This is a genomic window from Tardiphaga sp. 285_C5_N1_2 (assembly GCF_052076065.1).
GTDB lineage: Bacteria > Pseudomonadota > Alphaproteobacteria > Rhizobiales > Xanthobacteraceae > Tardiphaga > Tardiphaga robiniae.
Genome location: NZ_CP197241.1, coordinates 5539815 through 5564418 on the forward strand (window position 1 = coordinate 5539815; position 24604 = coordinate 5564418).

Genomic DNA, 24604 nt, shown 5'->3' on the forward strand with positions numbered 1-24604 from the left:
CGCCCGCGCCTTGCTGGTTCAAAGACTAGCTGCGGGAACCCGATCCGCCAACTGGATGATATCGAAATATCAGGGACCCGGCTGCGGCCGAGCACGCGCCCAGAGCCGCTCAAACAGCGGCAACAGCCCACGCGGCGTGACCAGGATCACCGAGATCACGACAATGCCGTAGATGAAATAATGCAGGCCGGGCAGCGTGCTGCCGAGCTTGCCGCGCAGGATTTCGCCGAGCGGCACCAGCAGCAATGCGCCGAGCGCGGGGCCATAGGCGCGACCCAGACCGCCGACCGTTGCGAACAGCACGATCTCGATGGTGATGACGGGCGAGATCAGCAGATAGGGATCGGCAAAAGTGAGATAGCGCACATAGGCGGTACCGACGACGGAGGCGAGCATCGCCGAGATCACCATGGCGGTGATCTTGTAGCGCAGGATGTTGACGCCAATCGCCTGCGCCGCCTTCTCATTGTCGCGGATGGTGCGCAGATAATAGCCAAGCGGCGAATTGAGGATCGCGACATTGACCAGCACGCAAATCGCGGCCAGCCCCAGCATCATCCAGAACGCGCCGTGGCCACCGCCAAACTGGAACGCCAGGAAATTACCTGTGTCCTTCGGCAGCAGCAGCCCGGATGCACCGCCGAGGAAATCCCAGCCCTCGACGACAATGCTGCCCATCTCCGCGAAAGCCAGCGTGATCAGCACGAAAGAAAGATGGCCGAGCTGAAAGCGGAAGTCGATCCAGGCGATGACGGCGCCGAGGATTCCGGAGATTACCGCCGAGATCACGAGACCCAGCCACATATTGATGCCGAGCTTGAGCAGGAGCGCGGCCGAGAACATCGATCCGATGCCGATAAACAGGCTGTGCGCCAGCGAGATCTGCCCGGCCATGCCGCCGACGATGTTCCACGACGAAGCCAGTGCCACATAGACCAGCGCCAGCGTGAGAATGTGGACGTAATAGCTCGACAGCACGAACGGCATGATGGCGGCGATGACCAGCGCGCCCCACCAGATCGGCGATGCGAGCGTCTTGTAGAATTCGTCTCTCATCGTGCCGAGCTCCAGGTCAGGCCCTTCGGGAGAAACAGCATGATCGCCACGAAGATGATGTATGGCAGCAGCAAGCCGATCGGGCCGTCGAGATAGATCGTGCCGAAGGCTTCGGCGATGCCAATAATCAGGCCGCCGAGCATGATGCCGACGAAATTGGTCATGCCGCCGAGCACCACGACCAGCAGCGTGATCACGGTGTAGCGCAGGCCCTGGGTCGGCTGGATCGGAGTGCCCGGCAGCAGCAGCGCGGCGGCCAGCGCGAGAATACCGATGCCGAGCGCGAAGGTCAGCACCTGGACGCGGCCGACATTGATGCCCATCAGCGCGGCGGCATGCGCATTCTGGTGCACGGCGCGGATCGAGCGGCCGAAGTCGGTCGAGCGCAGCATGATGTAGAGGCCGATGGCGAGCGCAAAGGAAACAACGAAGGCGACGATGTGCGGCACTCGCAGCACCACGTCACCGAGAATGATCAGCTTGGATTCGACGAAGGAGGGCGTCCGCGCCGGCTCGCCGCCGAACACCATCAGGATGCCGTTCTGCAGCACCAGGCTGAGACCCAGCGTAAGCTGCACCACCATCAGGAACTGATGCCCGACCATCGGCCGTATCAGGAAGATGTAGACCAGTGCGCCGATGGCGGTCATCAGCGGCACCGTGATGATGATCGACACATAGGGGTCCATAGCGAAGGCGGAGTACAGGGCGAGGCACATGAACATGCCGAGCGAGATGAAATCGCCATGCGAGAAGTTGACGACGCCCGAAACGCCGTAAACGAGCCCCATGCCCAACGCCAGCAAGCCATAAGTGGCGCCGATCAGAAGGCCTTGGGCGAGAGCTTGATAAAGTTCGGTCACATCACTCTCCGATCACAGACCAAGATAGGCGCTGCGGGTGCGCGGATCGTTTTTCACGGTCTCCGCATCGCCCTCGACCGCCACCTGCCCGCGCTCCAGCACGTAACAGCGCTTGGCGTGGCGCAACGTCAAATTCAGATTCTGCTCCACCAGCAGGATGGTCAGCCCATCGGCATGCAACTTGTCGATGATCTCAAAAATATACTGCACGAATAGCGGCGACAGACCGAGCGAGGGTTCATCGAGCATCAGCAGCTTGGCTTCCGCCATCAGCCCGCGACCGATGGCCAGCATCTGCTGCTCGCCGCCTGATAGTGAACCGGCACTCTGGGTCAGCCGCTCGCCAAGCCGCGGAAACAAACCGATGACTTTTTCCATCTGTTGCGGACGATGCTTGCGCGCATGCGCATTGATGCCGCCAAGCAGAAGATTTTCGCGGATGCTCATTTCCGGAAACACCAGACGGCCTTCCGGCACCTGCACGATGCCGAGCTCGACACGCGCCTGCGGCGTTAATTTGCTGATGTCTTCGCCGAGAAACAGAATGCGGCCGGATATCGGCTTGACCATTCCGGACAGCGCATTGATCAGCGTGGTCTTGCCGGCATTGTTGGCGCCGAGCAGGCCGACGATCTCGCCCGCAGCGATCTTGGCGTTGATGTCGCGCAGCACCGGCACGCCGCCATAGCCTGCGACCAGGTTGTCGATCTCAAGCATCGAGATGATCTCCGAAATAGGCATCGACGACGCGCTGATCCCGAAGGATCTCGTCGGGCGTGCCCTGCGCGATCTTCTCGCCGAAATTAATCACCACCATACGCTGCGCGAGCCGCATGATGACGGGCATCACATGCTCCACCATCACGATGGTAACGCCCTGCTTGTTGAGCTCCTCGATGATCGCGATCGGCGCGGCGGTCTCGGCCATGGTCAGGCCGGCCATCACTTCGTCGAGCAGGATGCAGCGCGGATCGGTAGCGATGCACTTCGCCAGCTCCAACAGCTTCTTGTCCTGCAACGACAGCGTCGCCGGCGTCTTGTGCTCCTTGCCGCCAAGGCCGACGCGCAGCAGTGCTTGCGCTGCGTAGTCGATCGCTTCGCGCATCGGCCGGCGCGTCAATGCTGCGGTCGTGACGACGTCGAGCGCCGTCATGTCGGCAAAGGACTGGACGATCTGGAAGGAGCGCATCAATCCGCGGCGCACCAGCCGATCCGGCGACACCCCGATAATGCTTTCACCGTCATAAACAACGTCGCCCGCACTCGGCGGAATGAAACCGGAGATCACACCAAACAGCGTAGTCTTGCCGGCGCCGTTCGGGCCGATGATGCCGAGAATCTCACCCTTCTCGACGTCGAAACTCACCGCGTTGAGCGCGATCAGACCGCCAAACCGCCTGGTGATGTTGGAGACTTCCAGAAATGCCACAGCCGTCCACTCTCTAGGTTGCGCTCAGTCTTACTACAGCGCCGATCAGGACTTCGGCCGTGGCGGCACCTGGGCAAATTCCTTCGGGAATACGACCTGCTGATCCTGCTCGGGAGTCCACTGGATGAACATTGCAGAACCGTCCTTGAGCAGACGGTCTTCCGCGAATTGCAGGCCCTTCGGCTTGGCAATGTAGAGGTTCGGATCGCCTGCCGGAATGTTGACGTTCTTCAACGCCTCGAGCAGTGCATCGCTCTGCAGCGACTTCGCGTTCTCGAGCACCTGTTGCAGCACGCGCGCCGCCTGGGCATATTGCACAGCGCCCTGGCCGATTTTGTCGAGCTTGGCGACATCGCGCAATTCCGTGACGATCTTCTGCATCGACTCGATCTTGGCGCCGGCGCTGAAACCGGTCATGCCGAACAGGTTCTTCGTCAGCACGGCCTTGCCGATCTCGGGGCCGAGATCCTTCCAGAGCGACAGATCCGAATAGCCGCCGGTACCGCCGCAGAAGATGCTGCCATGATAGTTCAGATTGTAACGCGCCTGATGCAGCAGGATGCCGTCGCGCGGCGTCACGAGGCCCACAACGACGTCCGGCTTGAGCGAGCGAATACGGACCATCGCCGCGGTCTGGTCCTGCGCACGAATATCGAGCGCGGCTTCGCCGATGATCTGGATGCCGCTCGCCTTCAGCTTCTCGACCAGGAATTTGTTCGACTGCTGGCCGGCCTCGTAATTCGAATAGGCCATGACGGCGGTCTTGATCGGAAACTTGAAATCGTCGCGCAATGAGATGACGAAATCATGCATGGTCTGCGCATAGCCGCGATCATACGGGTATCCCAGCGTGAACATATAGTTCGACTGCGACCCACCGGCCCAGACCGACAGCGTCGGAATCTTGGCTTCGTCGACCACCGGCGTCAGCGCCAGCATCTGTGCGCTGAGAATGGTGCCAGTCAGAAGCTGCACCTTTTCCTCGGTGATCAGGCGCCGCGCTTCGGCGGCGGTGCGCGCCGGCTGGCTGGTATCGTCCGCCAGCACCAGCTCGATCCTGGCGCCGCCCTTGCTCTTGATGCCGCCTTCGGCATTGATCTTCTTGATGATGTATTCGAACGCCGGCTGGCCTTCCTGGGCATAGGCCGCAAGACCGCCGCTCATCGAATTGACCATGCCGATGCGGATCGCCGGCTCGGCGGCGCCTGCGCTACGAATGAAAGGCGCGGCGATCGGCCCCGCCAGAACGGCAGAGGCACCAAGTCCAAACGTGCGGCGGGTCATGGTCATGTCATATCCTCCGATGCGCAACGTCGCTGAAGCGGCGCGCTTTCTTGTTCTGTTACTGGGCGCTGGAGTGTCGAACACCGCGTTGCAGATTGGGAGTCTGCATATCGCAGTCGGGCAGCGTTTTTCGGACTTAGCCGCGTTTGCGCAGCTGCGTCAAATTGCGGCGCATGGAAATCGCGAATGAGGGCCATGCATCCGTGACGGGGCTTTCACAGTCGAGCAATCGCAAAGCCTGCACGTGGGAAGTGTACAACCGTCGCGCCGACATCGGGATCCTCACGCCGCAAAGCGATGCTGTTATGACCCGCAGAAACAAACGCACCGATGACGGGATCGAAACCCCAATCGGTCGGCATGACCGATACCATCGTGCCTTCCTTAAACGGCAGACCTTGATCATCTGCAATATCGTTATGAGGAGAAGCAGATGTCGCCATAGGCTGACAGAGCCGCGCTATATCCAGCGCGTGTTCGGGCGACAGCTCCTCAACCATTCCGTGCCCCAGCGCAGCAACCCGGTCCATCCACGTGAGAACGCGCGGATGCTCGGCAAGACCTTCGCTCTCACCGAGATTGCGGCGCGCGTACCAGAGCGGATGGTAGACGGCGATGTCGGCAAGTGATGGCACGTTGCCGAGCAGGAATGCGTCGCCATGCGCAAGCCAATCGCTCAGCCAGGCAAGATGAATGCGAAACTGGTTGCGCAGCGCAGGAATCTGCTCACGCATCTTCACGCTGTCCCAGCCATCGAACTTGCCTGACGTGAAACTCGCGCGATCGGCATGCAGTTCTGGCGGAAAACGATCTCCGTTCAGGCCGAAGACCAGTCCAAGAGCATTGGCAAAGAGCGCGCGATCGGCCCAGGCCGCGATGATATCGGCCTGACCGCGCGTGCCCGTCGGATAAAGCGTCGTCTCGGGAAAACGCCGCTCAAGCTCCGCGAGAATGCGGCGCGTATCGCAATAAACGTCTGCGCCGATCTGCAGCACCGGAACGCGGCGATAGCCTCCGGTGAGCGCCACGAGCTCTGGCTTCGGCGCGATCCGCGGCTGGATCACCGACTGCCAATGCAGGCCCTTCAATCCGAAGGCGACGCGCACTTTCTCGGCAAACGGCGAACGCGGATAGTGATGCAGAACAAGATCGGTCGCCGTCACTGCATCCCTTGCCTGTCAGCTATGTCGCATGCACCGCCGTCGTCGCACCGGCGGAATACATCGCCTCGAATTCGGCAATCGGATGCGGAAGTCCATCCGGGCCGGTGATTTCAACATCCCAGCTGCCGTCATCGAGCAGCTCCCTGGCCTTCTTGACAGCTCCGGCCGCGTTGTCCCGGCGGAGTGAAACAGTCCCTGACGTATCGGTTCCCCTGACGAAAAACGGCAAGTCACGTCCTCCCTGTGTGAGGCGCCCCGCAATGCGAGACCGCGCGCGACGTCTTGATCGCGTCACTCTGCGCATCAGACCACAGGACTCACGGCAATTCCAGCAACTTGCCGTCGCAATCGTCATGGACCTGTTATGCAGCCCCGCGCTGCGCTGCGGGACGCGTCAACACGAAGAAGACGAGGGTGCATACGGTCAGGAATACCGCCATTGAGATTAAAACTGCGGGCAATCCCCAGGCGGCGGCAATCGGACTGGTAGCCGATTGCATCACGGCGGTGCCGAGGAAGAATGACAGGTTTGCCGCAGAGAGCGCTTTGCCAATATTCTCGGCAGCAACGACCTGGCGGATCATCGCATAGACGAGCGGCTGCATCGCGACGAGAAGGCCGATGACCACAAGCAGGCCGGTATCGACTGCCACGGGCATCACAGACAGGCCGAAAAGCGTGGCCAACGGATAGCCCGGTGCACCGAGCGCCATCACGAGCAGCAGCGCGGCGGCGCACAAATGGACCGCAAACAGCAGCATGCGGCGATGACCGAGCTTGCGATCGAGCAGGCCCGACAGCGCCGGCCCAATCACCAGCGCCACCGTAAACAACGCCAGCACATTGCCGGCCTCTATCCGCGACAGTCCCTTGATATTCATCAGCCAGGGACCTGCCCAAAGCCCACGCAACACAAGCTGAACCGCAAGTGACACGAAAGCGAGGATCACGATACCGCGCACTGCGCGGGAGACACCGAGTTGCAGAACCGAAACCATCTCACCCAGAAGCGCGCGCGGCTGGCCTTCGGGACGCGACGACGGAACGATAACCGCGATCAGCATGGCCACGACAATAGCCGCGGCCGCCGCAATCCAGAAACCGGCGCGCCAGCCCCAGTGCTCGACGACGTAAGCAAGCGGACTGGCCGACAATAGCAGCCCCGCATTGCCGAATGACAGAATGATGCCGGACCACAGACCGAACTGCGCTGGTGTCAGCCGCTTGGCCGCGAGCGTCATCGGGCACATCAGCATGCCCGACGTCGCCATGCCGATCGTTGCCTGCGACGCGAAGAACGAGAGCGGCCCGGTCGACAGCGCCGCAATCGCCGCGCCGCAGACCGTACCGGCGAACAGCACGAGCGACACCGTACGGATGCTGTAGCGATCCAGCGCAACGCCGACCGGAATCTGCAGGAGCGCGAAGAAAAAATGATAGGCGGAAGTCAGCGCGGCCAGCGTCTGCGGCGTGACGCCGAGATCGGTCGACATCACATCGATCGCGACCGCAGGCGTGGTGCGCAGCATGTTGGACAGTACATGCCCGCAGGTCAGAATGAGCATCGCGGCCACGAGGGCCACGCTCACGGGCGGATCGATGGCAACGGGCTTGAAGGCAGAAGAGTCGGCAGCACTGGTCATGGCGCTCGCCTACGCGGAAACACGGCGCGCATCAACCGCCACGAAAGCCGTGGCGGTCATGCTCTCTCAATGCTGCGGTGCAGCTTAGGCGACCGATGCCTCGATCCGGATCGGGATCGATTTGTAAGCCGGCGTTCCCGACTTCGCATCATGCTGGTCGAGTGACACGAGCACATTGGCCTCAGGATAATAGGCCGCCACCGATCCTTGTGGGATGTTGTAAGCCACCGCCGTCACCCGACGCAGCGCGCGCGGCGCGCTGTCCGGACGATCCAGCACGATGTCGATCAGATCACCGTGGCTCAGCCCGCGGCGGGCGAGGTCCTGCTCGTTCACGAACACCACATCGCGCCGCCCTGTGATGCCGCGATAGCGATCGTTCATGCCGTAAATCGTGGTGTTGTACTGATCGTGGCTGCGCAGCGTGGTCAGCGTCAACGCGGTCTCGGCGGGGCCGTCCTCATAGAGGCCGGAGAAAACCAGAAATTGCGCCTTCTTGCTCGGCGTCAGCCATTCCCGTTCCGAGGCGGCGTTGCGCAGCCGGAAGCCACCCGGCTTCTTGATCCGTGCATTGTAATCCTCGAAGGCCGGAAAGACCGACTCGATGGCGTCGCGGATCTTGCTGTAGTCGGCGACGTAGTCGAGCCACTTCACCTTTGTATTCGGCAAAGTCGCAATGGCCATATCGACAACGATCGCAGTCTCGGACTTCAGATGCTCAGACGCCGGCTTCAAGCCGCCGCGCGAGGCGTGCACCATCGACATCGAATCTTCCACCGTCACCAGTTGCGGACCCGTCGCCTGCACGTCGATCTCGGTGCGGCCAAGGCATGGCAGGATGATCGACTCTTTCGCGATCAGAAGATGCGAGCGATTGAGCTTGGTGGCGATATGCACCACGAGATCGAGGCTACGCATCGCCGGATAGGTCGCCTCAGGATCTGACATCGCGACAGCGAGATTGCCGCCAAGACAGATCAACGCCTTCGAACGGCCATCGCGGATCGCCTTCACCGACGCGACGGCATCGTGACCATGCGCGCTCGGCGGCTTGAAGTTGAACGTGCGTTCGATACCGGCGAGCAGTGCGGCGTTGGGTACTTCGGTGATCCCCACGGTGCGGTCGCCCTGCACGTTGGAGTGCCCGCGTAACGGCGAGATGCCGGCGCCGGGACGGCCGATGTTTCCGCGCAGCATCAGGAGATTGGCGATCTGCTGCACGTTACCGGTGCCGTGGCGATGCTGGGTAATACCCATGCCGTAATTGATGATCACGCTCTTGGCCCCGGCGTAGATGTTGCCGAGGTTTTCGATATCGGCGCGCGGCAGGCCCGACGATTTCTCGATCGCCTCCCATGAGGTCGCGTCGAGATCGGCGAGCAGTGCATCAATGCCGTTGGTTTGTTCGGCGATGAAGGCGCGGTCGAGCACGCCGGGACCGCCCTGGGCCAGGCTCGCGGCATCGAGCGCCACGACGGTCTTCATCATGCCCTTCAGCACGGCAATGTCGCCACCGACCTTGACCTGGTAATAGGTCGACGAAATCTGCGTAGAGCTCAACGTCAGCATTTCCGCTGGATGCTGCGGGGATGTGAATCGTTCCAGCCCGCGCTCGCGCAGCGGATTGATTGAAACGATGGCAGCACCGCGCTTGGAGCATTCGCGCAGGGTCGTCAGCATGCGCGGATGATTGGTGCCGGGATTGTGCCCGATGCAGAACACGGCATCCGCATGATCGAAATCCTCCAGCGTCACCGTGCCCTTGCCGACGCCGATGGATTCCGGAAGGCCGACGCTCGTGGCCTCGTGGCACATGTTGGAGCAATCGGGGAAATTGTTGGTGCCGAATTCGCGCACGAACAACTGGTACATGAAGGCTGCTTCGTTAGAGCAGCGGCCCGACGTGTAGAACTCGGCCATGTTCGGATCGGGCAAAGCGCGCAAGCCGGCACCGATCCGCGCCATCGCATCTTCCCACGAGATCGGAAGATACTTGTCGCTGGCCTGATCATAAGCCATCGGATGGGTGAGACGTCCCTCGTTTTCTAGGTCGTGATCATGCCAGTCCCAGAGTTCACTCACCGTATGGGCCGCAAAGAATTCCGGCGTCGTGCGCTTGGCCGTTGCTTCCCACGACACCGCCTTGGCGCCGTTCTCGCAGAACTCGAATGATGACGTATGCTTTGGATCGGGCCAGGCGCAGCCCGGGCAATCAAAGCCATGCGGCTGGTTCATCGTCAGAAGGCCATGGGTCTCATTGACGACCGCCATCTGTCCGCGCACCGCGTCGGCCACTGCTTTCAACGCGCCCCAACCTGCGGCGGCACCTTTATAGTCTTCGACGCCCTGAACCTGCTTCTTCGCCATCGCGATCCGTCCTTCGTCGTCAGGGCCCATATGGCCCAACCTAATTCCGCCTCGTAGCATTAAAGGCTGTAATGCAGCGAATAGATGCCATCAACTTTGATTGACCAGGACCTGCGCTGTATTGAACGATACGAATGCCGCGACACCTGTTCACCAAGGCTATCGCCCGATTGATATTTTGAATGGAGCGCCAATGACGTCCTCTTCCCTGTTCCAGCCGCTGCAAGTCGGCCCGTATCGATTGAGCCACCGCGTCGCGATGGCGCCGCTGACGCGCATGCGCGCCGAGAAGACATCTCTCGCTGCATGGACGCTCAATGCCGAATATTACGCGCAGCGCGCGACCGAAGGCGGACTGATCATCGCCGAGGCCTCGCAGGTGATGCAGGAAGGCCAGGGCAACCCGAACACACCGGGCATCTATACGAAGGAGCAGATCGCCGGCTGGCGTCAGGTCACTGACGCCGTGCATGCCAAAGGCGGCATCATCTTCCTGCAGCTCTGGCATGTGGGCCGTGCCTCACATTCCTCATTCCAGCCCGGCGGCGGGCTTCCGGTGGCACCGTCAGCCATTGCGATCAACGCTACCACGCGGACGGCTTCAGGCGAGACGGTATCTTACGAGACACCCCGCGCCCTGGAGACCAGCGAGCTTCCCGGCATCATCGACGCCTACCGGCAGGCCACGCGCAACGCCAGGGAAGCCGGCTTCGACGGCGTCGAGGTGCACGGCGCCAACGGCTATCTGCTCGAACAATTTCTGCAGACCCGCAGCAATCGGCGCACCGACCAATATGGTGGCTCAATCGAGAACCGCGCCCGCCTGCTGCTCGAAGTGACCAATGCCGTCATCGACGCCTGGAGCGCGGATCGTGTCGCCGTCCGCCTGTCGCCTTATGGTGTCTCGAATGACTCCGGCGAAGCCGATCCGATGCCGCTCTACAGCTATGTGGTCCGTGAGCTCGACAAGCTCGGCCTCGCCTACCTCCATTTCGTCGAGCCGCGCACCAGCGGCGTCGGCCGCGCGGAAGTGTTTCATAACAATGTGCCTAAAGCCTATGAGCTGTTCCGGCCGATGTGGAGCGGCGTGCTGGTCACGGCCGGCGGCTTCGACGGCACCTCCGCCGAGGAGGCCGTCGCTTCCGGCAATGTCGACATCATCGCGTTCGGCCGCCCATTCATCGCCAATCCGGACCTGCCGGAGCGTATCAAGCGCAAGGCGCCCTTTACGCCTTACAACCGGGCGACGTTTTACGGCGGCGATGTGGCTGGCTACACCGACTACCCCGTGTTTGGCGCAGGCTAATCTGCGGATTATTCAATAGAAAGCACTTCTGGCGCGCTATAGTCTGCGTACGGCCCGTAGCGGGTCAGGAGTATCGCCCCATGGATTCCACCCTCTCAGCCGCCGAGCTCGACGATCGCATCGCCATCCTTCGCGACAATATCCGGCAGTTGATCGAGCAGGCCACCGCGGCTTCCGGCGAGAGCAACGAGGAGCGCACCGCGGATCGGCTGGCTCAGCAGAATGAGGAGCTGGACCGGCTGATCGCCCAACGCGACGCCCTGGGCAAATAGCCGAGAGGACTACGGACTGGAGGCCTGCCCGGTTGTCGGGCGGGATGCGTAAAACCACGGCTTTTCCTCCAGTAAACTTTTGGCTAGCTTGGCTGCATGAACGTTCAAGCCAAGATCGACATCAAGCACTCCACCTGCCCACATGATTGCCCCTCTGCCTGCGCCCTCGATATCGAGGTGATTGGCGGGAACACCATCGGCCGGGTCCGCGGCTCCAAGGAGCAAAGCTATACCGCCGGCGTGGTCTGCGCGAAGGTCGCGCGCTATGCCGAGCGCATCCATCATCCCGAACGGCTGATGTATCCGATGCGCCGCACCGGCCCGAAGGGCTCCGGCCATTTCACCCGCATCACCTGGGACGAGGCGCTCGACGAGATCGCGGCGAAGTTCGACGAGGCCGAGCGCGATTTTGGCGCGGAGTCGGTGTTTCCCTATTACTATGCCGGCACCATGGGTCTGGTGATGCGCGATGGCATCAACCGCCTCGCCAATGTGAAGAAATATTCGCGCTTCTACTCGACGATCTGCGCAACCATTGCCTGGGCCGGCTTTGCCGCCGGCACCGGCAAGGTCGCCGGCGTCGATCCGCGCGAGATGGCGAAGTCGGACCTGATCGTGATCTGGGGTACCAACCCCGTCTCGACGCAGGTCAATGTGATGACCCACGTCTCGCGCGCGCGGAAAGAACGCGGCACCAAGCTGGCGGTTGTCGACATCTACGACAACGACACCATGAAGCAGGCCGATATCAAGATCCTGCTGCGGCCAGGTACAGACGGCGCCTTCGCCGCCGGCGTCATGCATGTGCTGTTCCGCGACGGCCTAGCTGATCGCGACTATCTCGCCAAATACACCGATGCCTCGCCGGAGTTCGAGGCGCATCTTGCTTCGCGAACGCCGGAATGGGCGTCGGACATTTGCGGCGTGCCCGCTGCGGAAATCGAAGCCTTTGCGCGCCTGGTCGGCGAGACCAAGCGCAGCTATTTCCGCCTCGGCTATGGCTTCACCCGCAGCCGCAACGGAGCCGCACAGATGCATGCAGCGCTGTGCGTGCCCACCGTTACCGGCGCCTGGCAATATGAAGGTGGCGGCGCTTTCTTCAACAATGCCGCAATCTGGAAATTCGACAAGACACTGATCGAGGGCCTCGACGTGCTCGACGAGAGCGTTCGGCGTCTTGATCAATCGAAGATCGGCCGCATCCTGACCGGCGATGCGGAGGCCTTGCACAACGGCCCGCCAGTGAAGGCGATGCTGATCCAGAACACCAATCCGATGACGGTGGCGCCCGAGCAGGCCTTGGTGCGGCAGGGCTTTGCCCGCGAAGACTTGTTCGTCGCGGTGCATGAGCAGTTCATGACCGAAACGGCCATGATGGCCGATATCGTGCTGCCGGCGACCATGTTCATGGAGCACGACGATCTCTATTACGCCGGCGGCAACCAGCACATCTCGGTCGGTGCCAAGCTGATCGACGCGCCGGAAGAGTGCCGCTCGAACCACGACGTTCTGCAAGGCATCGCCACCCGCCTCGGCGCGAAACACCGCGCGTTCGATATGCATCCGCGCGACATCATCGACGAGACGCTGCAAGTCAGCGGCCGCGGTGGCATCGAAGGGCTGGAGGCCGACAAATGGCGCGATATCCAGCCGGATTTCCGCACCTCGCATTATCTCGACGGTTTCGCCCATGCCGACGGCAAATTCCACTTCAAGGCCGACTGGTCGAAAGTGCCGATGCCCAATGCCGGCCTGATGGGGGCGTGGGACGAGATGCCGTCATTCCCCGACCACTGGGCGGCGATCGAACAGGTCGATGAGGCGCATCCGTTTCGTCTGGCCACCAGCCCGTCGCGCTCATTCCTCAACACCTCGTTCAACGAGACGCCATCATCGCAGGCCCGCGAGGGTGCACCCAGTGTGATGATGCACCCCGTCGACGCGGCGAGGCTCGGCATTGCCGATGGCGATGCCGTGACACTCGGCAACATGCGCGGCGAGACGACACTGACCGCGCGTATCTTCGAGGGCCTGCGGCGCGGTGTGTTGATTGCGGAATCGGTGCACCCCAACAAGGCGCATATCGGCGGCCATGGCATCAATATGCTGACCGGCGGCGAAGCCGTGGCGCCTTACGGTGGGGCTGCGTTTCACGATAACAAAGTGTGGGTGAAGAAGGCGGGGTAGCCCGCCTTCTTACGCCGTCGATACCTGCACCAGGATGTCGGAGAAGGTCGGCGCACGTCCGAGATCGGCCATCGCCGGCGAAGTCAGCGCATGCACCGTTGCACTCTTGCGGGTCGAGCGTTGCCAATAGCCGCTCGGTGCCACCACCACGCCGGGCTTCACATCCGCCGAGATGGTGACGAGCGCCTCGAACGAGCCGCGATCGTTATAGACACGGATCGGCGCGCCCGCTTCGATGCCACGTACTGCAGCATCGTCGGGATGCAGCAGTACGGCCTGCTCGCCGGCATGATGGAGCTGCTTCGGCATATTGCCGAAATTGGAATTCAAGAATGCGTGGCTCTTCGGCGAGATCAGGCTGAGCGGATATCTCTTCGCCAGCTCGGGATTGGTCTGCGGCGATTCTCGTGGTGGAATATAGGACGGCAACGGATCGACCGGCTCGCCGGACTGTTGGCCACCATAGCCCTGCCTGAACAGCGGCACGACGAAATTTCCGCCGGCGGCAATCGAGGACTTGAATTCGCATTTGCCTGACGGCGTGAAAAAATTGCCTTCGCGATGTGGCGCGTATGTATCGGATCCCTCGACTTTCAAGCGCGCATAGCCGGTTTGCTTCAGTTGCTCGATGGTGATGTTTTCCAGCACGGGACTGGTCCAGTCCATCGAATCCGCAATCATCTCGTCATCGCTGCGGAAGAACGACGGATCGTCGATGCCCATGGCGGCGGCGAGCCTGCGAAACAGCTCGGTGTTCGATACGGCTTCACCGAGGGGTTCGATCGCCTGGTTGTTGTAGGACAGATAAAGATGCCCCCAGGAGAACATCAGATCCTTCTGTTCGAGCTGCGTCGTCGCCGGCAACACGATATCGGCAAAGCGCGCGGTGTCGGTCATGAAGTGTTCGCTGACGACGGTAAACAGATCCTCACGCGCCAGGCCAGCCTCGATCTTGCCCTGCTCTGTGACCATGGCCATCGGATTGGCATTGTAGACGCACAGCGACTTGATCGGTGGATCGAAACCAAGCTCGCCGGTGAGCACCGGGCCGAGTTGCCACAGATTCACGATGCGCAGATCCTCTCCTTGTAGGTCCGGGCGCATCAGCACGTCCCATTTCACCGGAAACGCCCAGATCGGCAGCTGCAGCAGACCGCCGCCGACGTGACGCCAGGCACCGATCAGCGCGGGCAGACATGAGATCGCGCGCACGGTCTGGCCTCCGCCGGCATGTCGCTCGACGGCGACGCCGATGCGGATTACCGCGGGCGGCGTGGTGGCATATTCACGCGCCAGCGTGCGGATGTCGTCCGCCGCGATCCCGGTGATTCCAGACACGTAGTCGGGCGTGTAAATCGCGGCACGTTCGGCCAGCTCGTCATAGCCGATCGAATAGTTGTCGACGTAATCGCGATCGATCAGCCCCTCGGTGGTGATGACGTGGATGAGGCCCAGCGCCAGCGCCGCGTCTGTCCCCGGCCTTATAGCGATGTGCCAGTCCGCCTGCTGCGCGGTCCGCGTCCGCACGGGATCGATGACCACAAGCTTGGCGCCGTTCTTCATCGCCTGCTTGATATAAGGCCAGTGATGCGAGTTGGTGCTGAGCGTGTTGCAGGCCCAGAGGATGATGTATTTGGAATGGACGAAGCTCTCCGGATCGGTACCCGGCGTATGGCCTATCGTCATCAGATAGGCAGTACAGGCGCCGGAATCGCAGAACGTACGTTCGGCCACCGTGGCGCCGAGCTTGTTGAACAGGGGATCGCCGACATTGAGGCCGTTGATGATGCCCTGGGTGCCAAGATAGCTGCACGGCAGGATCGCCTTGGCGCCGTCCTCAGCGATGATCGTCTTCCATTTGCCGGCGATCTCGGACAGCGCGGCACCCCATGAGATGCGCGTAAACTGGCCACTGCCCTTCGGCCCCGAGCGCCGCATCGGATAGAGAATGCGCTGGTCGCTATAGACGCGCTCCTGATAATCGTTGACCTTCACGCAGAGCCGACCTTGCGTGAACGGGTGATCCGGATTGCCCCGCACGGACACGGCACGGCCATCTTCGACCGTCGTGATCATGGAGCAGGTGTCGGGGCAATCATGGGGGCATGCACCAATTACGGTTATCTGGGTCAAGCTGGCCTCCGCTGGCTACCGATCTGGGTCGATGCCGAGCATGCTGAGCTGACGGGCTGTTGGCTTTTCCGAGCCTGCTGTTCTGTTTGCAAATCCTGCTGACCACGCGGCGGGTTCCGCCCCGCGCCCATGGCACAGGAATTGAATGTTAAGCGACGATCATTTCAGCGAGTGGGGGTTGGCTATGACGATTGCAGGCCACGGCGCGGAAAAGTATGTCACCGGACATCTCATCGATGGGTCTCAGGACCGGAATTGGCCCCATCTGCTCGCGGAGCGCTGGAGCCATCGGGCCGGCGATCTACCCTCGGTGCTGCCACGAGATACCGAGATTGCCATGTTCCTGCGCGGCAACTCGGTCGTGGAGCGTCAGGGCGGCGGTATGCGGCAACGGACGTCGGGCCATCGCGGCACCATCTGGCTCTGCCCCGCCGGCATTCGCGAAGAATATATCAACGTCTCCGAACCGGTCGCGGACTGCCTGCATATCTATCTTCCCGGCCAGCCCTTTGAGGACACGCTTCTGCAGGATCTGGAAATCGATCCATCACGTATGACCTTGCGCTATGAGAGCGTCGATCATGATCCATTCATCGAACAGGTCGCCGAGCTGATCCTGCAGGAGCTGAATACGGAGACCTCCGCCGGCCGACTGCTGATTGAAACACTCAGCAGTGCATTGTCCGCACATCTCGTTCACAAATATGCGGCGAACGCGATTCCGCTGAAGCCGCCACCATCATCCGACAAGCCATTGGATCAACGGCGGCTGGCGCGGGTAATCGAATTCGTTGACGCCAACATCTCGCGCGAATTCGCGGTCGCCGATATGGCCCGCACGGCCTGTCTCAGCCCGGCGCATTTCGCGCGGGTGTTCAAGGTCCGAACCGGTCTCACACCGCATCAGTTCGTCAGCGAACGGCGGCTGACACTGGCGAAACAAATGCTGGCGGATCTGTATCGACCAATCGTCGATGTCGCCTATACCGCGGGCTTTTCATCTCAAGCCAATTTTACCCGCGCCTTCCGCCGGGCGACCAACATGACGCCCGGCCAGTTCCGCGGCCAGACAGCCGCCTATCGGATGTCCGACGAACTGTAGCGCTGGAGCTCGCAACTGGAGCTACCGCGCATCCTCTAGGATCATATCCGACGCCTTCTCGGCGATCATGATCACCGGCGCGTTGGTGTTACCCGACATCAGGTCCGGCATGATCGATGCATCGATCACGCGCAGACCTTCCAGCCCACGCACGCGCAGGCGCTGATCGACCACCGCTTTCGCATCATTGCCCATCCGGCACGTCGAAGTCGGATGATAGACCGTGCTGCCGCGCTGGCGGCAATAGGCGAGCCATTGCTCGTCGGTCACCGTGCCCGGACCAGGCTCGACCTCCTTGGTCACGAATGGCTTCATCGCCGGCGCGTTCAGCATCTTACGCAGGATTTTCAGGCCTTCGACATTCGCCGTACGATCCGTTTCGGTCGCCAGATAGTTGATGCGGATCGCCGGCGGCACCGAGGGATCAGCGCTCTTGATGCGCAGCGAGCCGCGGCTTTCCGGGCGCAGCTGACAGACCGACGCCGAGAAGCCGGAAAACGGATGCAGTTTCTCGCCCATCTTGTCGGTGGAGAACGGCAGGAAGTGGATCTGGATATCCGGAGACGCCATGCGCGGATCGGTCTTGAAGAAGGCCCCGGTGGTGCCGGCAGCATAGGTCAGCGGACCGGTGCGGAACGCGGCATACTGCAGACCCATCATCGCCCGGCGAACGGGATGATTGACGAAGTCATTGAGCGTGATCTTCTGCGGGCATTCCATCACCATGCGGACCTGCATGTGATCCTGCAGATCACTGCCGACGCCGGGGGCATCAAGAAGGACCTCGATGCCGTGTTCCTTGAGCAGATCGGCGGGACCGACGCCGGAGAGCTGCAGCAGTTGCGGTGAATTATAGGCGCCACTCGACACCAGCACTTCCTTGCGGGCGCGCGCCTTGCGCACCACGCCATGCTGCTTGAATTCGATGCCCACCGCGCGCTTGCCTTCGAACAGGATACGCTGGGCCAGCGCTTCGGTTTCGACGCGGACCTTGCCCTGCTTCTGTGCCGGGCGCAGATAGGCCCGCGCTGTCGAGGCGCGGCGGCCGCCCTTCGTCGTGGTCTGGAACCAGCCGGCGCCTTCCTGCCTCGCGCCGTTGAAGTCATTATTCACCGGAATGCCCGTCTCGGCAGCTGCAGCGATGAAAGCTTCCGACAGCGGATCGGGGCAGCGCGAGTCCGACACCGGCAGCGGGCCACCCACGCCGTGATAGTCGCTCGGCCCACGCGTCTGATTTTCCGCCTTCTTGAAATAGGGCAGCACGTCGTCATAGCCCCAGCCGGTATTGCCGAGCTGGCGCCAGCGATCGTAATCTTCATGCTGACCGCGCACATAGAGCAAGCCGTTGATGGAGCTGGAGCCGCCGAGCACTTTGCCGCGCGGTTGAAACACGGAACGCCCATCAAGGCCCGGTTCGGGCTCGGTCTGATACATCCAGTTGACGGACTTCTCCTTGAAGAGCTTGCCGTAACCGAGCGGCACATGAATCCAGATATTGCGGTCCTTCGGGCCGGCTTCCAGCAGCAGCACCGAATATTTGCCCGAGGCCGAGAGGCGATTGGCCAGCACGCAACCGGCCGAGCCGGCGCCGACGATGATGTAATCAGCCTCAATGGCGTCAGCCGACGCGCGATGCACCGACGCAGTTTGACCGCTCATGTTTCCCCCAATTGTTTTCAGCAACTGAAAACGGAAATGGCGGGGATGTAAATGGGCGTGGACGGAAGCATGGCACGCATGCGGCTAGAATCGTCGCAATGCGAAAGTGGGAGACTGCGCTAGGTAAGCTCCCTCTCCCCGCTCTGCGCGGGGAGAGGGTTGGGGTGAGGGGCGAGGCACATACGATGCAAAAGGAGTGGTCTCTCGGGTCGAAGACATGTGAACCGAGAGACCCGTGATGGAGGCTTCGTCCGAGACGGCCCCTCACCCGCCGCGAAGACGCGGCGACCTCTCCCCGCAATGCGGGGAGAGGTTAAGAAAGAGCGTTGCTTCAGCTATAGCGGCTGATCGCCAGATCCTTGACGTCCAGCTCCGGCGCCTTGCCGGAGATCTGGTCGGACAGCACGCGGGCGGTGCCGCAGGCCATGGTCCAGCCGAGCGTGCCGTGGCCGGTGTTGAGATGGAGATTGCCGAGATGCGTCGGGCCGACGATCGGCGGACCATCTGGTGTCATCGGGCGCAAGCCGCTCCAGAAGGTCGAGCGTGAGAGATCGCCGGCGGTCGGAAACAAATCGGTCACCGACTTGTCGAGCGGCATACGGCGCGGGGCGGTCGGCACCGGATGATAATTGCCGACTTCAGCGGTGCCGCCGACGCGGATGCGGTCACCAAGGCGCGTGATTGCCACTTTGTAGCTTTCGTCCATGATTGTCGACTGCGGCGCAACGCTCTCGTCGGTGATCGGCACCGTGAGCGAATAGCCCTTCACCGGATAGACCGGCGCATCGACGCCGAGCGGACGCAGCAGCAGCGGCGAGAAGCTGCCAAGCGCCATCACATAACTATCTGCGGTGAAGACACCCTTGTCGGTCGTCACCTGCGCGACGCGGCCATCCGTCACATCCACCGATCTGATGGTCGTCTCGTAGACGAATTTCACCCCAAGTCCGGCCGCGAGCTTTTCCAGCCGCTGGGTGAACAGATGACAGTCACCGGTCTCATCCTCGGGCAGACGCAAACCGCCGACGAACAGATCCTGCACGCCGGCGAGGCCGGGCTCATATTTCACGCAGCCGGCACGATCGAGCACCTGATACGGCACGCCATATTGCTTGAGCACGTCGATATCGCCGCCGGTGGCATCGAGCTGCGACTGCTTGCGAAACAGTTGCAGCGTGCCCTGGCTGCGATCGTCATAGGTGATGCCGGTCTCGGCGCGCAGTGCGCGCAACTGGTCGCGGCTGTATTCGGCAATGCCCACCATCCGCGACTTGTTCAGCGCGTAGCGTGCGCTCGTGCAGTTGCGCAGCATCTGCAGCATCCAGCGCCACTGATGCGGATCGGCCTGTGGCCGCACCACCAGGGGACCGTATTTGTCCATGATCCAGCCGAGCGCCTTCTTCGGCACGCCGGGGCCAGCCCAGGGCGAGGCGTAGCCGGGCGAGACTTCGCCGGCATTACCGAACGAGGTCTCCAGTGCGGCGCCGGGCTGACGGTCGATCACCGTCACCTCGTGGCCTGCCTTGGCCAGATAATAGGACGTGGTGACGCCGATCACGCCCGCGCCAAGAACCAGAACCTTCATAGCACCGTGCCTCCAGACCGGGCGGTCCACCGCACATCGATCTCATCCGAATAAATTCGTTCATAGCGCTGACCCAGCGAGGTCAGCATTTCGTAGCCAATGGTGCCCGCGGTTGCGGCCAACGCGTCGAGTGACTGATGCCCGCCGATGATCTCCACTTGCGAGCCCCGTGCCAACATACCGGGCGGCAGATCGCCAAGATCGACTGTCAGCGAGTCCATCGATACGCGGCCGGCAACGGCCAGCCGCCGCCCACGGAAATACACGGCACCGCCATTGCCGAAGGCGCGCTGCAAACCGTCGGCGTAACCGATCGCCAATGTCGCCAGCCGGGTCGGCCTGGTCGCGCGGAAATTCCAGCCATAGCCGACATGGGCATCGGCTTCGACCTCGCGCATCTGGAGCACCTGCGCGGTGAGCCGAACCACTGGCAGCATCGGATTGCTTTGCGCGGGATGGGGATTGAGCCCGTAGAGCGCGGCGCCGGGGCGGACGAGGTCATGATGATAGTTGCGCCCAAGGAAAATGCCGGACGAATTGGCCAGAGATTGTCGCGCAGCAGGGAAGCGTTTCGCGAGCGCCTGAAACGCGGCGAGCTGGTGCGCATTGGCCGGATGCTCCGGCGTGTCGGCACAAGCGAGATGGCTCATCACCATCTGGATATCGAGAACTGAGGTGTCCTTGCCCGAGAGTTCGGCGACCTCACGCGGCGACATGCCTAGCCGCGACATGCCGCTGTCGACCTGAATGACCGCCGGGAGAATCCGGCCGCGTTGCCGCGCCTGATCGGACCAGGCCTCAAGCTGTTCGCGCGAATTGAGCACCGGAATGATGCCGGCTTCCGCGCAGTCACGCTCGCTGCCCGAGGGCAGACCGTTGAGCACGTAGATCGTAACGTCGCGGGCCAGATGGGTCTGGAGATCCAGCCCTTCGTCGAGATGCGCCACGAAGAAGGTGCGGCAGCCGGCCCGATAGAGTGCCGGCGCGACACGATCAGCGCCGAGGCCATAGGCGTCGGCCTTCACTACGCCGGCGCAGGTGACGCCGGGGCCGACCCGCTCGGCCAATAGCCGGTAATTGCGTGAGATGGCTTCGAGATCGATGGTCAGCACCGCGCTCGCATGCCGCGTGCCCGTTCCGCCTGTCCAAGGTGCCAGCATCACATCCCCCGCTACGAATGATCGCAACGGCAGTATCTCACCTTCCGCATGGCGCTTTACGGCGATTCCGGCCGCTGCTACGGTCATAAATGGTGATTATCGGCGTAAATTTACGTCCCTGTAGAGAAATCCTGCAAAACTTTGGCGAGAACCATGGCAAGCGACCTCGATTCGACCGACCGGAAGATCCTTCGCGAGGTTGTCCGGGATGCCCGGATCAGCCAGATGGCACTGGCAGAGAAAGTCGGCCTGTCACCCACCGCCTGTACCCGGCGTCTCACGGCCCTGGAAAAGAAGGGCGTGATCAAAGGCTATGCCGCCGAGATCGACGCATCCGAGCTCGGCTACATGATGACGGTCCACGTCCACATCACGCTCGACAAGCAGAGCGAGGATGCGCTGTCCGCCTTCGAGCGCGAGATCGCCAAATGCCCGGATGTCGTGTCGTGCTACCTGATGTCGGGCAATGACGACTATCTCGTCCATGTGCAGGCGCGCGACATGGAAGACTATGAGCGCATCCACAAGCAGCACCTCTCGCGGATGCCCGGCGTGGCGCGGCTGCATTCAAGCTTCGCGATGCGCAGCGTGGTGAAGCGCGGCGTCTCAGTGTCCGCGCTGACGGGCTGAACTTGCTTAACCTCTCCCGCCTAGCAAAGCTTCGCTTCGCCGGGCGGGGCGAAGGAAACAGGCGCGCTTAATTCGGATGCAAACCCGGCGCTTCCTGGCCGGTACGTTCGACATATTCAGTATAGCCGCCGCCATATTGCTGGATGCCGTCCGGGGTCAGTTCGAGCACGCGGTTCGACAGCGCCGCGAGGAAGTGGCGGTCATGCGACACGAACAGCATGGTGCCTTCGTAATCGCCGAGCGCCTTGATCAGCATTTCCTTGGTGGCCATGTCCAGATGGTTGGTCGGCTCGTCGAGCACCAGGAAATTCGGCGGATCGAACAGCATCTTGGCCATCACCAGACGCGCCTTCTCGCCGCCCGACAACACGCGGCAGCGCTTCTCGACATCGTCACCGGAGAAGCCGAAGCAGCCGGCGAGCGCACGCAGCGTACCCTGCCCGGCCTGCGGGAATGAGTCCTCGAGATTCTGGAAGATCGTGCGCTCGCCATCCAGCAGATCCATCGCGTGCTGCGCGAAGTAACCGAGCTTGACGCTGCCGCCGATGGTGACGTCGCCGTTGTCCGGCTCGGCCGCGCCGGTCACGAGCTTCAACAGTGTCGACTTGCCGGCGCCGTTGATACCCATCACCGCCCAGCGTTCTTTACGACGCACCGAGAAGTCCAGCCCTTCATAGATGGTACGGCTGCCATAGGCCTTGTGGATGTTCTTCAGGCTGACGACGTCTTCGCCCGAACGCGGCGCCGGCAGGAAGTCGAATGACACGACCTCGCGGCGCTTCGGCGGCTCGACGCGCTCGATCTTGTCGAGCTTCTTGACGCGGCTCTGCACCTGCGCGGCATGCGAGGCGCGGGCCTTGAAGCGTTCGATGAACTTGATTTCCTTGGCCAGCATCGCCTGCTGGCGCTCGAATTGCGCCTGCTGCTGCTTCTCGTTCATGGCGCGCTGCGCTTCGTAGAATTCGTAATCGCCGGAATAGGACGTCAGCGAGCCCGCATCGATCTCCATGATCTTGGTGACGATGCGGTTCATGAATTCGCGGTCATGCGAGGTCATGAGTAGCGCGCCCTCGTAGCCCTTCAGGAACCCTTCGAGCCAGATCAGGCTTTCGAGATCCAGATGGTTCGAGGGTTCGTCGAGCAGCATCACATCGGGACGCATCAACAGAATGCGTGCCAGCGCGACGCGCATCTTCCAGCCGCCGGACAGCTTGCCGACATCGCCGTCCATCATTTCCTGCGTGAAGGACAGACCCGCCAGCACTTCGCGAGCTCGGCCTTCCAGCGCGTAACCGTCGAGTTCCTCGAAGCGGGCCTGCACCTCACCGTAGCGCTCGATGATCGTGTCCATATTGTCGGCCTGGTCCGGATCAGCCATGGCCGTTTCCAATTCCTTCAGCTCGGTCGCGACCACGCTGACGGGGCCGGCGCCCTCCATCACCTCGGCGACGGCGCTATGGCCCGACATTTCGCCGACATCCTGACTGAAATAGCCGATGGTGACGCCGCGCTCGACCACCACTTGCCCCTCGTCGGGCAGTTCGCGGCCGGTGACCATGCGGAACAGGGTCGTCTTGCCGGAACCGTTGGGCCCGACCAGACCGATCTTCTCACCCTTCAGCAGCGCGCCGGCGGCTTCGATGAAGACGATCTGATGACCGTTCTGCTTGCTGATATTGTCGAGGCGGATCATGGGAACTACGGGCTCACGAGACAGGGATGAGGCCTGCCAATAAGGCATCCGGCCCGCTCAAGGAAGGATATTTTGCACCGCAAAAGAGCTAAGTGCCTGCCTGCATCTCGCTCAGGCTCTTCATCAGGATTTCCGCGAAAGTCGCCGCGGCTACCGGTAGGGTGCGACCGCGCAGCTGGCACAGCACCAGATCGGCGGTGGGCACATCGCGGGTATCGATCGGGCGGCCGACCAGCCCCATTCCGAGGTTCCCGGTGGGGGCTCCGATCTCGATCTGGAAAGAGATCATGTTGCAGCGGAACACCAGCCCGCGCAGCATCTCGAAGGAGTTTGACTCCGCGAGCATGTTGAGGCGCAGATCGCGCCGGGTCGTGACCTCATCGAGAATCTGGCGGCCACTCAAAGTCCGATCCGGCAGGGCTGCGGGATAATCGACACAATCGGAGAGGCGCAGCATCTTCTTGGCTGCCAGCGGATGATCCGAGCGGGTGATCACCACAAGACGCTGGGGAAGGCTGGCGATGACGCGCAGTGACGGCCACATCGCCGGACGATGCACCAGAGCGAGATCGACGTCGTAAGCCGCCAGCGCGGCCAGCGCGCGCTCGTGATCCATCACCTTGAGGTCGAACACCACTTTCGGATGCTTCTTCTGGAACGCAGCGACGCGCAGCGCCAGAAAATCCAGCGCCAGCGCCTGGCTGCAGGCGATCTGGATCGGACCGCGCCGCAGACCTCTGAGATCCTCGACCTGCGATCTCATCCGGTCGGCATCGGCAATCTGGCTGCGCGCGTAGCGCACGAACATTTCGCCGGCAGTAGTCAGCTTCACGCCCCGTGGCCGGCGCTCGAACAAAGGCGTGCCGATTTCGGCTTCGAGGTCCTGAATGCGCCGGTTCATCGCGGAAGGCGTCAAGTTGAGCAGTTCCGCGGCGCGGCGGATCGAGCCGGTGCGGGCCACTTCGACCACATGGGTCAGCAACCGCAGATGCCTCATTGCCCCTCGCCTCTCAAGTGATGCCTTTTTCACACCGGTCACTGGAAAAGATAGCAGCAGATGTGACCACTCGAA

The 24604-nt window shown here is 62.0% G+C and carries 20 protein-coding genes; 5 read left to right on the top strand and 15 right to left on the bottom strand.

Annotated features, from left to right (window positions below; all coding sequences use genetic code 11):
• Positions 1 to 69: 69 nt before the first annotated feature.
• From AB7951_RS26215 to AB7951_RS26255, 9 genes are all read right to left on the bottom strand, one after another.
• Positions 70 to 1056, bottom strand: coding sequence for a branched-chain amino acid ABC transporter permease (locus tag AB7951_RS26215; RefSeq protein ID WP_120287884.1), 987 nt, complete (start codon positions 1054 to 1056; stop codon positions 70 to 72).
• Positions 1053 to 1919: a branched-chain amino acid ABC transporter permease gene (locus tag AB7951_RS26220; protein ID WP_068737690.1), complete on the bottom strand. Its 867-nt coding sequence runs from the start codon at positions 1917 to 1919 to the stop codon at positions 1053 to 1055. Before AB7951_RS26220 ends, AB7951_RS26215 begins: the two co-directional genes overlap by 4 nt.
• A 12-nt stretch (positions 1920 to 1931) precedes the next feature.
• Positions 1932 to 2636 carry an ABC transporter ATP-binding protein gene (locus AB7951_RS26225; protein ID WP_089266697.1) on the bottom strand — a complete coding sequence of 235 codons (705 nt, stop codon included), beginning with the start codon at positions 2634 to 2636 and terminating at the stop codon, positions 1932 to 1934.
• Positions 2629 to 3348 (bottom strand): ABC transporter ATP-binding protein, encoded by a 720-nt coding sequence (locus AB7951_RS26230; RefSeq protein WP_120287883.1) that lies wholly within the window; start codon positions 3346 to 3348, stop codon positions 2629 to 2631. Before AB7951_RS26230 ends, AB7951_RS26225 begins: the two co-directional genes overlap by 8 nt.
• Before the next feature lie 45 nt (positions 3349 to 3393).
• Positions 3394 to 4638 (bottom strand): ABC transporter substrate-binding protein, encoded by a 1245-nt coding sequence (locus AB7951_RS26235; protein WP_089266694.1) that lies wholly within the window; start codon positions 4636 to 4638, stop codon positions 3394 to 3396.
• Between the two features lie 209 nt (positions 4639 to 4847).
• Entirely contained in the window at positions 4848 to 5795 is a 948-nt protein-coding gene (locus AB7951_RS26240) for a glutathione S-transferase family protein (RefSeq protein ID WP_120287882.1), read from the bottom strand.
• Between the two features lie 19 nt (positions 5796 to 5814).
• Positions 5815 to 6024: a hypothetical protein gene (locus AB7951_RS26245; protein ID WP_068737702.1), complete on the bottom strand. Its 210-nt coding sequence runs from the start codon at positions 6022 to 6024 to the stop codon at positions 5815 to 5817.
• 133 nt (positions 6025 to 6157) lie between these two features.
• Positions 6158 to 7438, bottom strand: coding sequence for an MFS transporter (locus AB7951_RS26250; protein ID WP_120287881.1), 1281 nt, complete (start codon positions 7436 to 7438; stop codon positions 6158 to 6160).
• A gap of 84 nt (positions 7439 to 7522) precedes the next feature.
• Positions 7523 to 9805 carry an FdhF/YdeP family oxidoreductase gene (locus tag AB7951_RS26255; protein ID WP_120288114.1) on the bottom strand — a complete coding sequence of 761 codons (2283 nt, stop codon included), beginning with the start codon at positions 9803 to 9805 and terminating at the stop codon, positions 7523 to 7525.
• 193 nt (positions 9806 to 9998) lie between these two features.
• Here AB7951_RS26255 and AB7951_RS26260 point away from each other — a divergent pair, with 193 nt between their 5' ends.
• From AB7951_RS26260 to AB7951_RS26270, 3 genes are all read left to right on the top strand, one after another.
• Complete coding sequence (locus tag AB7951_RS26260; protein ID WP_120287880.1) at positions 9999 to 11111, top strand: alkene reductase; 1113 nt, start codon at positions 9999 to 10001, stop codon at positions 11109 to 11111.
• Between the two features lie 80 nt (positions 11112 to 11191).
• Positions 11192 to 11383, top strand: coding sequence for a hypothetical protein (locus tag AB7951_RS26265; protein WP_081422070.1), 192 nt, complete (start codon positions 11192 to 11194; stop codon positions 11381 to 11383).
• Positions 11384 to 11479: 96 nt separating this feature from the next.
• Complete coding sequence (locus tag AB7951_RS26270) at positions 11480 to 13570, top strand: molybdopterin oxidoreductase family protein (protein WP_120287879.1); 2091 nt, start codon at positions 11480 to 11482, stop codon at positions 13568 to 13570.
• Positions 13571 to 13579: 9 nt separating this feature from the next.
• On the opposite strand, the gene AB7951_RS26275 is transcribed toward AB7951_RS26270, so the two are convergent.
• On the bottom strand, positions 13580 to 15703 hold the full coding sequence (locus AB7951_RS26275; protein ID WP_120287878.1) for a molybdopterin-containing oxidoreductase family protein: 2124 nt from the start codon (positions 15701 to 15703) through the stop codon (positions 13580 to 13582).
• Between the two features lie 184 nt (positions 15704 to 15887).
• On the opposite strand from AB7951_RS26275, the gene AB7951_RS26280 reads away from it, so the two are divergent.
• Positions 15888 to 16805, top strand: a complete 918-nt coding sequence (locus tag AB7951_RS26280) for a helix-turn-helix domain-containing protein (RefSeq protein WP_116659374.1) — start codon at positions 15888 to 15890, stop codon at positions 16803 to 16805.
• Positions 16806 to 16826: 21 nt separating this feature from the next.
• On the opposite strand, the gene AB7951_RS26285 is transcribed toward AB7951_RS26280, so the two are convergent.
• The 3 genes from AB7951_RS26285 to alr all read right to left on the bottom strand — a co-directional run bounded on the left by AB7951_RS26285 (position 16827) and on the right by alr (position 21209).
• Entirely contained in the window at positions 16827 to 18464 is a 1638-nt protein-coding gene (locus AB7951_RS26285) for a choline dehydrogenase (RefSeq protein ID WP_120287877.1), read from the bottom strand.
• Positions 18465 to 18795: 331 nt separating this feature from the next.
• Positions 18796 to 20049, bottom strand: coding sequence for a D-amino acid dehydrogenase (locus tag AB7951_RS26290; protein ID WP_120287876.1), 1254 nt, complete (start codon positions 20047 to 20049; stop codon positions 18796 to 18798).
• Positions 20046 to 21209: an alanine racemase gene (gene alr, locus AB7951_RS26295; RefSeq protein ID WP_120287875.1), complete on the bottom strand. Its 1164-nt coding sequence runs from the start codon at positions 21207 to 21209 to the stop codon at positions 20046 to 20048. Before alr ends, AB7951_RS26290 begins: the two co-directional genes overlap by 4 nt.
• Before the next feature lie 153 nt (positions 21210 to 21362).
• Here alr and AB7951_RS26300 point away from each other — a divergent pair, with 153 nt between their 5' ends.
• Positions 21363 to 21839 (top strand): Lrp/AsnC family transcriptional regulator, encoded by a 477-nt coding sequence (locus AB7951_RS26300; RefSeq protein WP_068737711.1) that lies wholly within the window; start codon positions 21363 to 21365, stop codon positions 21837 to 21839.
• Between the two features lie 67 nt (positions 21840 to 21906).
• On the opposite strand, the gene AB7951_RS26305 is transcribed toward AB7951_RS26300, so the two are convergent.
• Positions 21907 to 23532: an ATP-binding cassette domain-containing protein gene (locus AB7951_RS26305; RefSeq protein WP_441256089.1), complete on the bottom strand. Its 1626-nt coding sequence runs from the start codon at positions 23530 to 23532 to the stop codon at positions 21907 to 21909.
• A gap of 88 nt (positions 23533 to 23620) precedes the next feature.
• Positions 23621 to 24529, bottom strand: a complete 909-nt coding sequence (locus AB7951_RS26310; protein WP_120287874.1) for a LysR family transcriptional regulator — start codon at positions 24527 to 24529, stop codon at positions 23621 to 23623.
• Positions 24530 to 24604 lie beyond the last annotated feature (75 nt).

Bases quoted from the DNA above. Each gene is read 5' to 3' on its own strand.
- AB7951_RS26300 (WP_068737711.1), top strand. From the start codon at position 21,363: ATGGCAAGCGACCTCGATTCGACCGACCGGAAGATCCTTCGCGAGGTT.
- AB7951_RS26280 (WP_116659374.1), top strand. From the start codon at position 15,888: ATGACGATTGCAGGCCACGGCGCGGAAAAGTATGTCACCGGACATCTC.
- AB7951_RS26215 (WP_120287884.1), bottom strand. From the start codon at position 1,056: ATGAGAGACGAATTCTACAAGACGCTCGCATCGCCGATCTGGTGGGGC.
- AB7951_RS26225 (WP_089266697.1), bottom strand. From the start codon at position 2,636: ATGCTTGAGATCGACAACCTGGTCGCAGGCTATGGCGGCGTGCCGGTG.
- AB7951_RS26265 (WP_081422070.1), top strand. From the start codon at position 11,192: ATGGATTCCACCCTCTCAGCCGCCGAGCTCGACGATCGCATCGCCATC.
- AB7951_RS26260 (WP_120287880.1), top strand. From the start codon at position 9,999: ATGACGTCCTCTTCCCTGTTCCAGCCGCTGCAAGTCGGCCCGTATCGA.
- AB7951_RS26305 (WP_441256089.1), bottom strand. From the start codon at position 23,532: ATGATCCGCCTCGACAATATCAGCAAGCAGAACGGTCATCAGATCGTC.
- AB7951_RS26255 (WP_120288114.1), bottom strand. From the start codon at position 9,805: ATGGCGAAGAAGCAGGTTCAGGGCGTCGAAGACTATAAAGGTGCCGCC.
- AB7951_RS26270 (WP_120287879.1), top strand. From the start codon at position 11,480: ATGAACGTTCAAGCCAAGATCGACATCAAGCACTCCACCTGCCCACAT.
- AB7951_RS26310 (WP_120287874.1), bottom strand. From the start codon at position 24,529: ATGAGGCATCTGCGGTTGCTGACCCATGTGGTCGAAGTGGCCCGCACC.
- AB7951_RS26290 (WP_120287876.1), bottom strand. From the start codon at position 20,049: ATGAAGGTTCTGGTTCTTGGCGCGGGCGTGATCGGCGTCACCACGTCC.
- AB7951_RS26285 (WP_120287877.1), bottom strand. From the start codon at position 18,464: ATGAGCGGTCAAACTGCGTCGGTGCATCGCGCGTCGGCTGACGCCATT.
- alr (WP_120287875.1), bottom strand. From the start codon at position 21,209: ATGCTGGCACCTTGGACAGGCGGAACGGGCACGCGGCATGCGAGCGCG.
- AB7951_RS26235 (WP_089266694.1), bottom strand. From the start codon at position 4,638: ATGACCATGACCCGCCGCACGTTTGGACTTGGTGCCTCTGCCGTTCTG.
- AB7951_RS26250 (WP_120287881.1), bottom strand. From the start codon at position 7,438: ATGACCAGTGCTGCCGACTCTTCTGCCTTCAAGCCCGTTGCCATCGAT.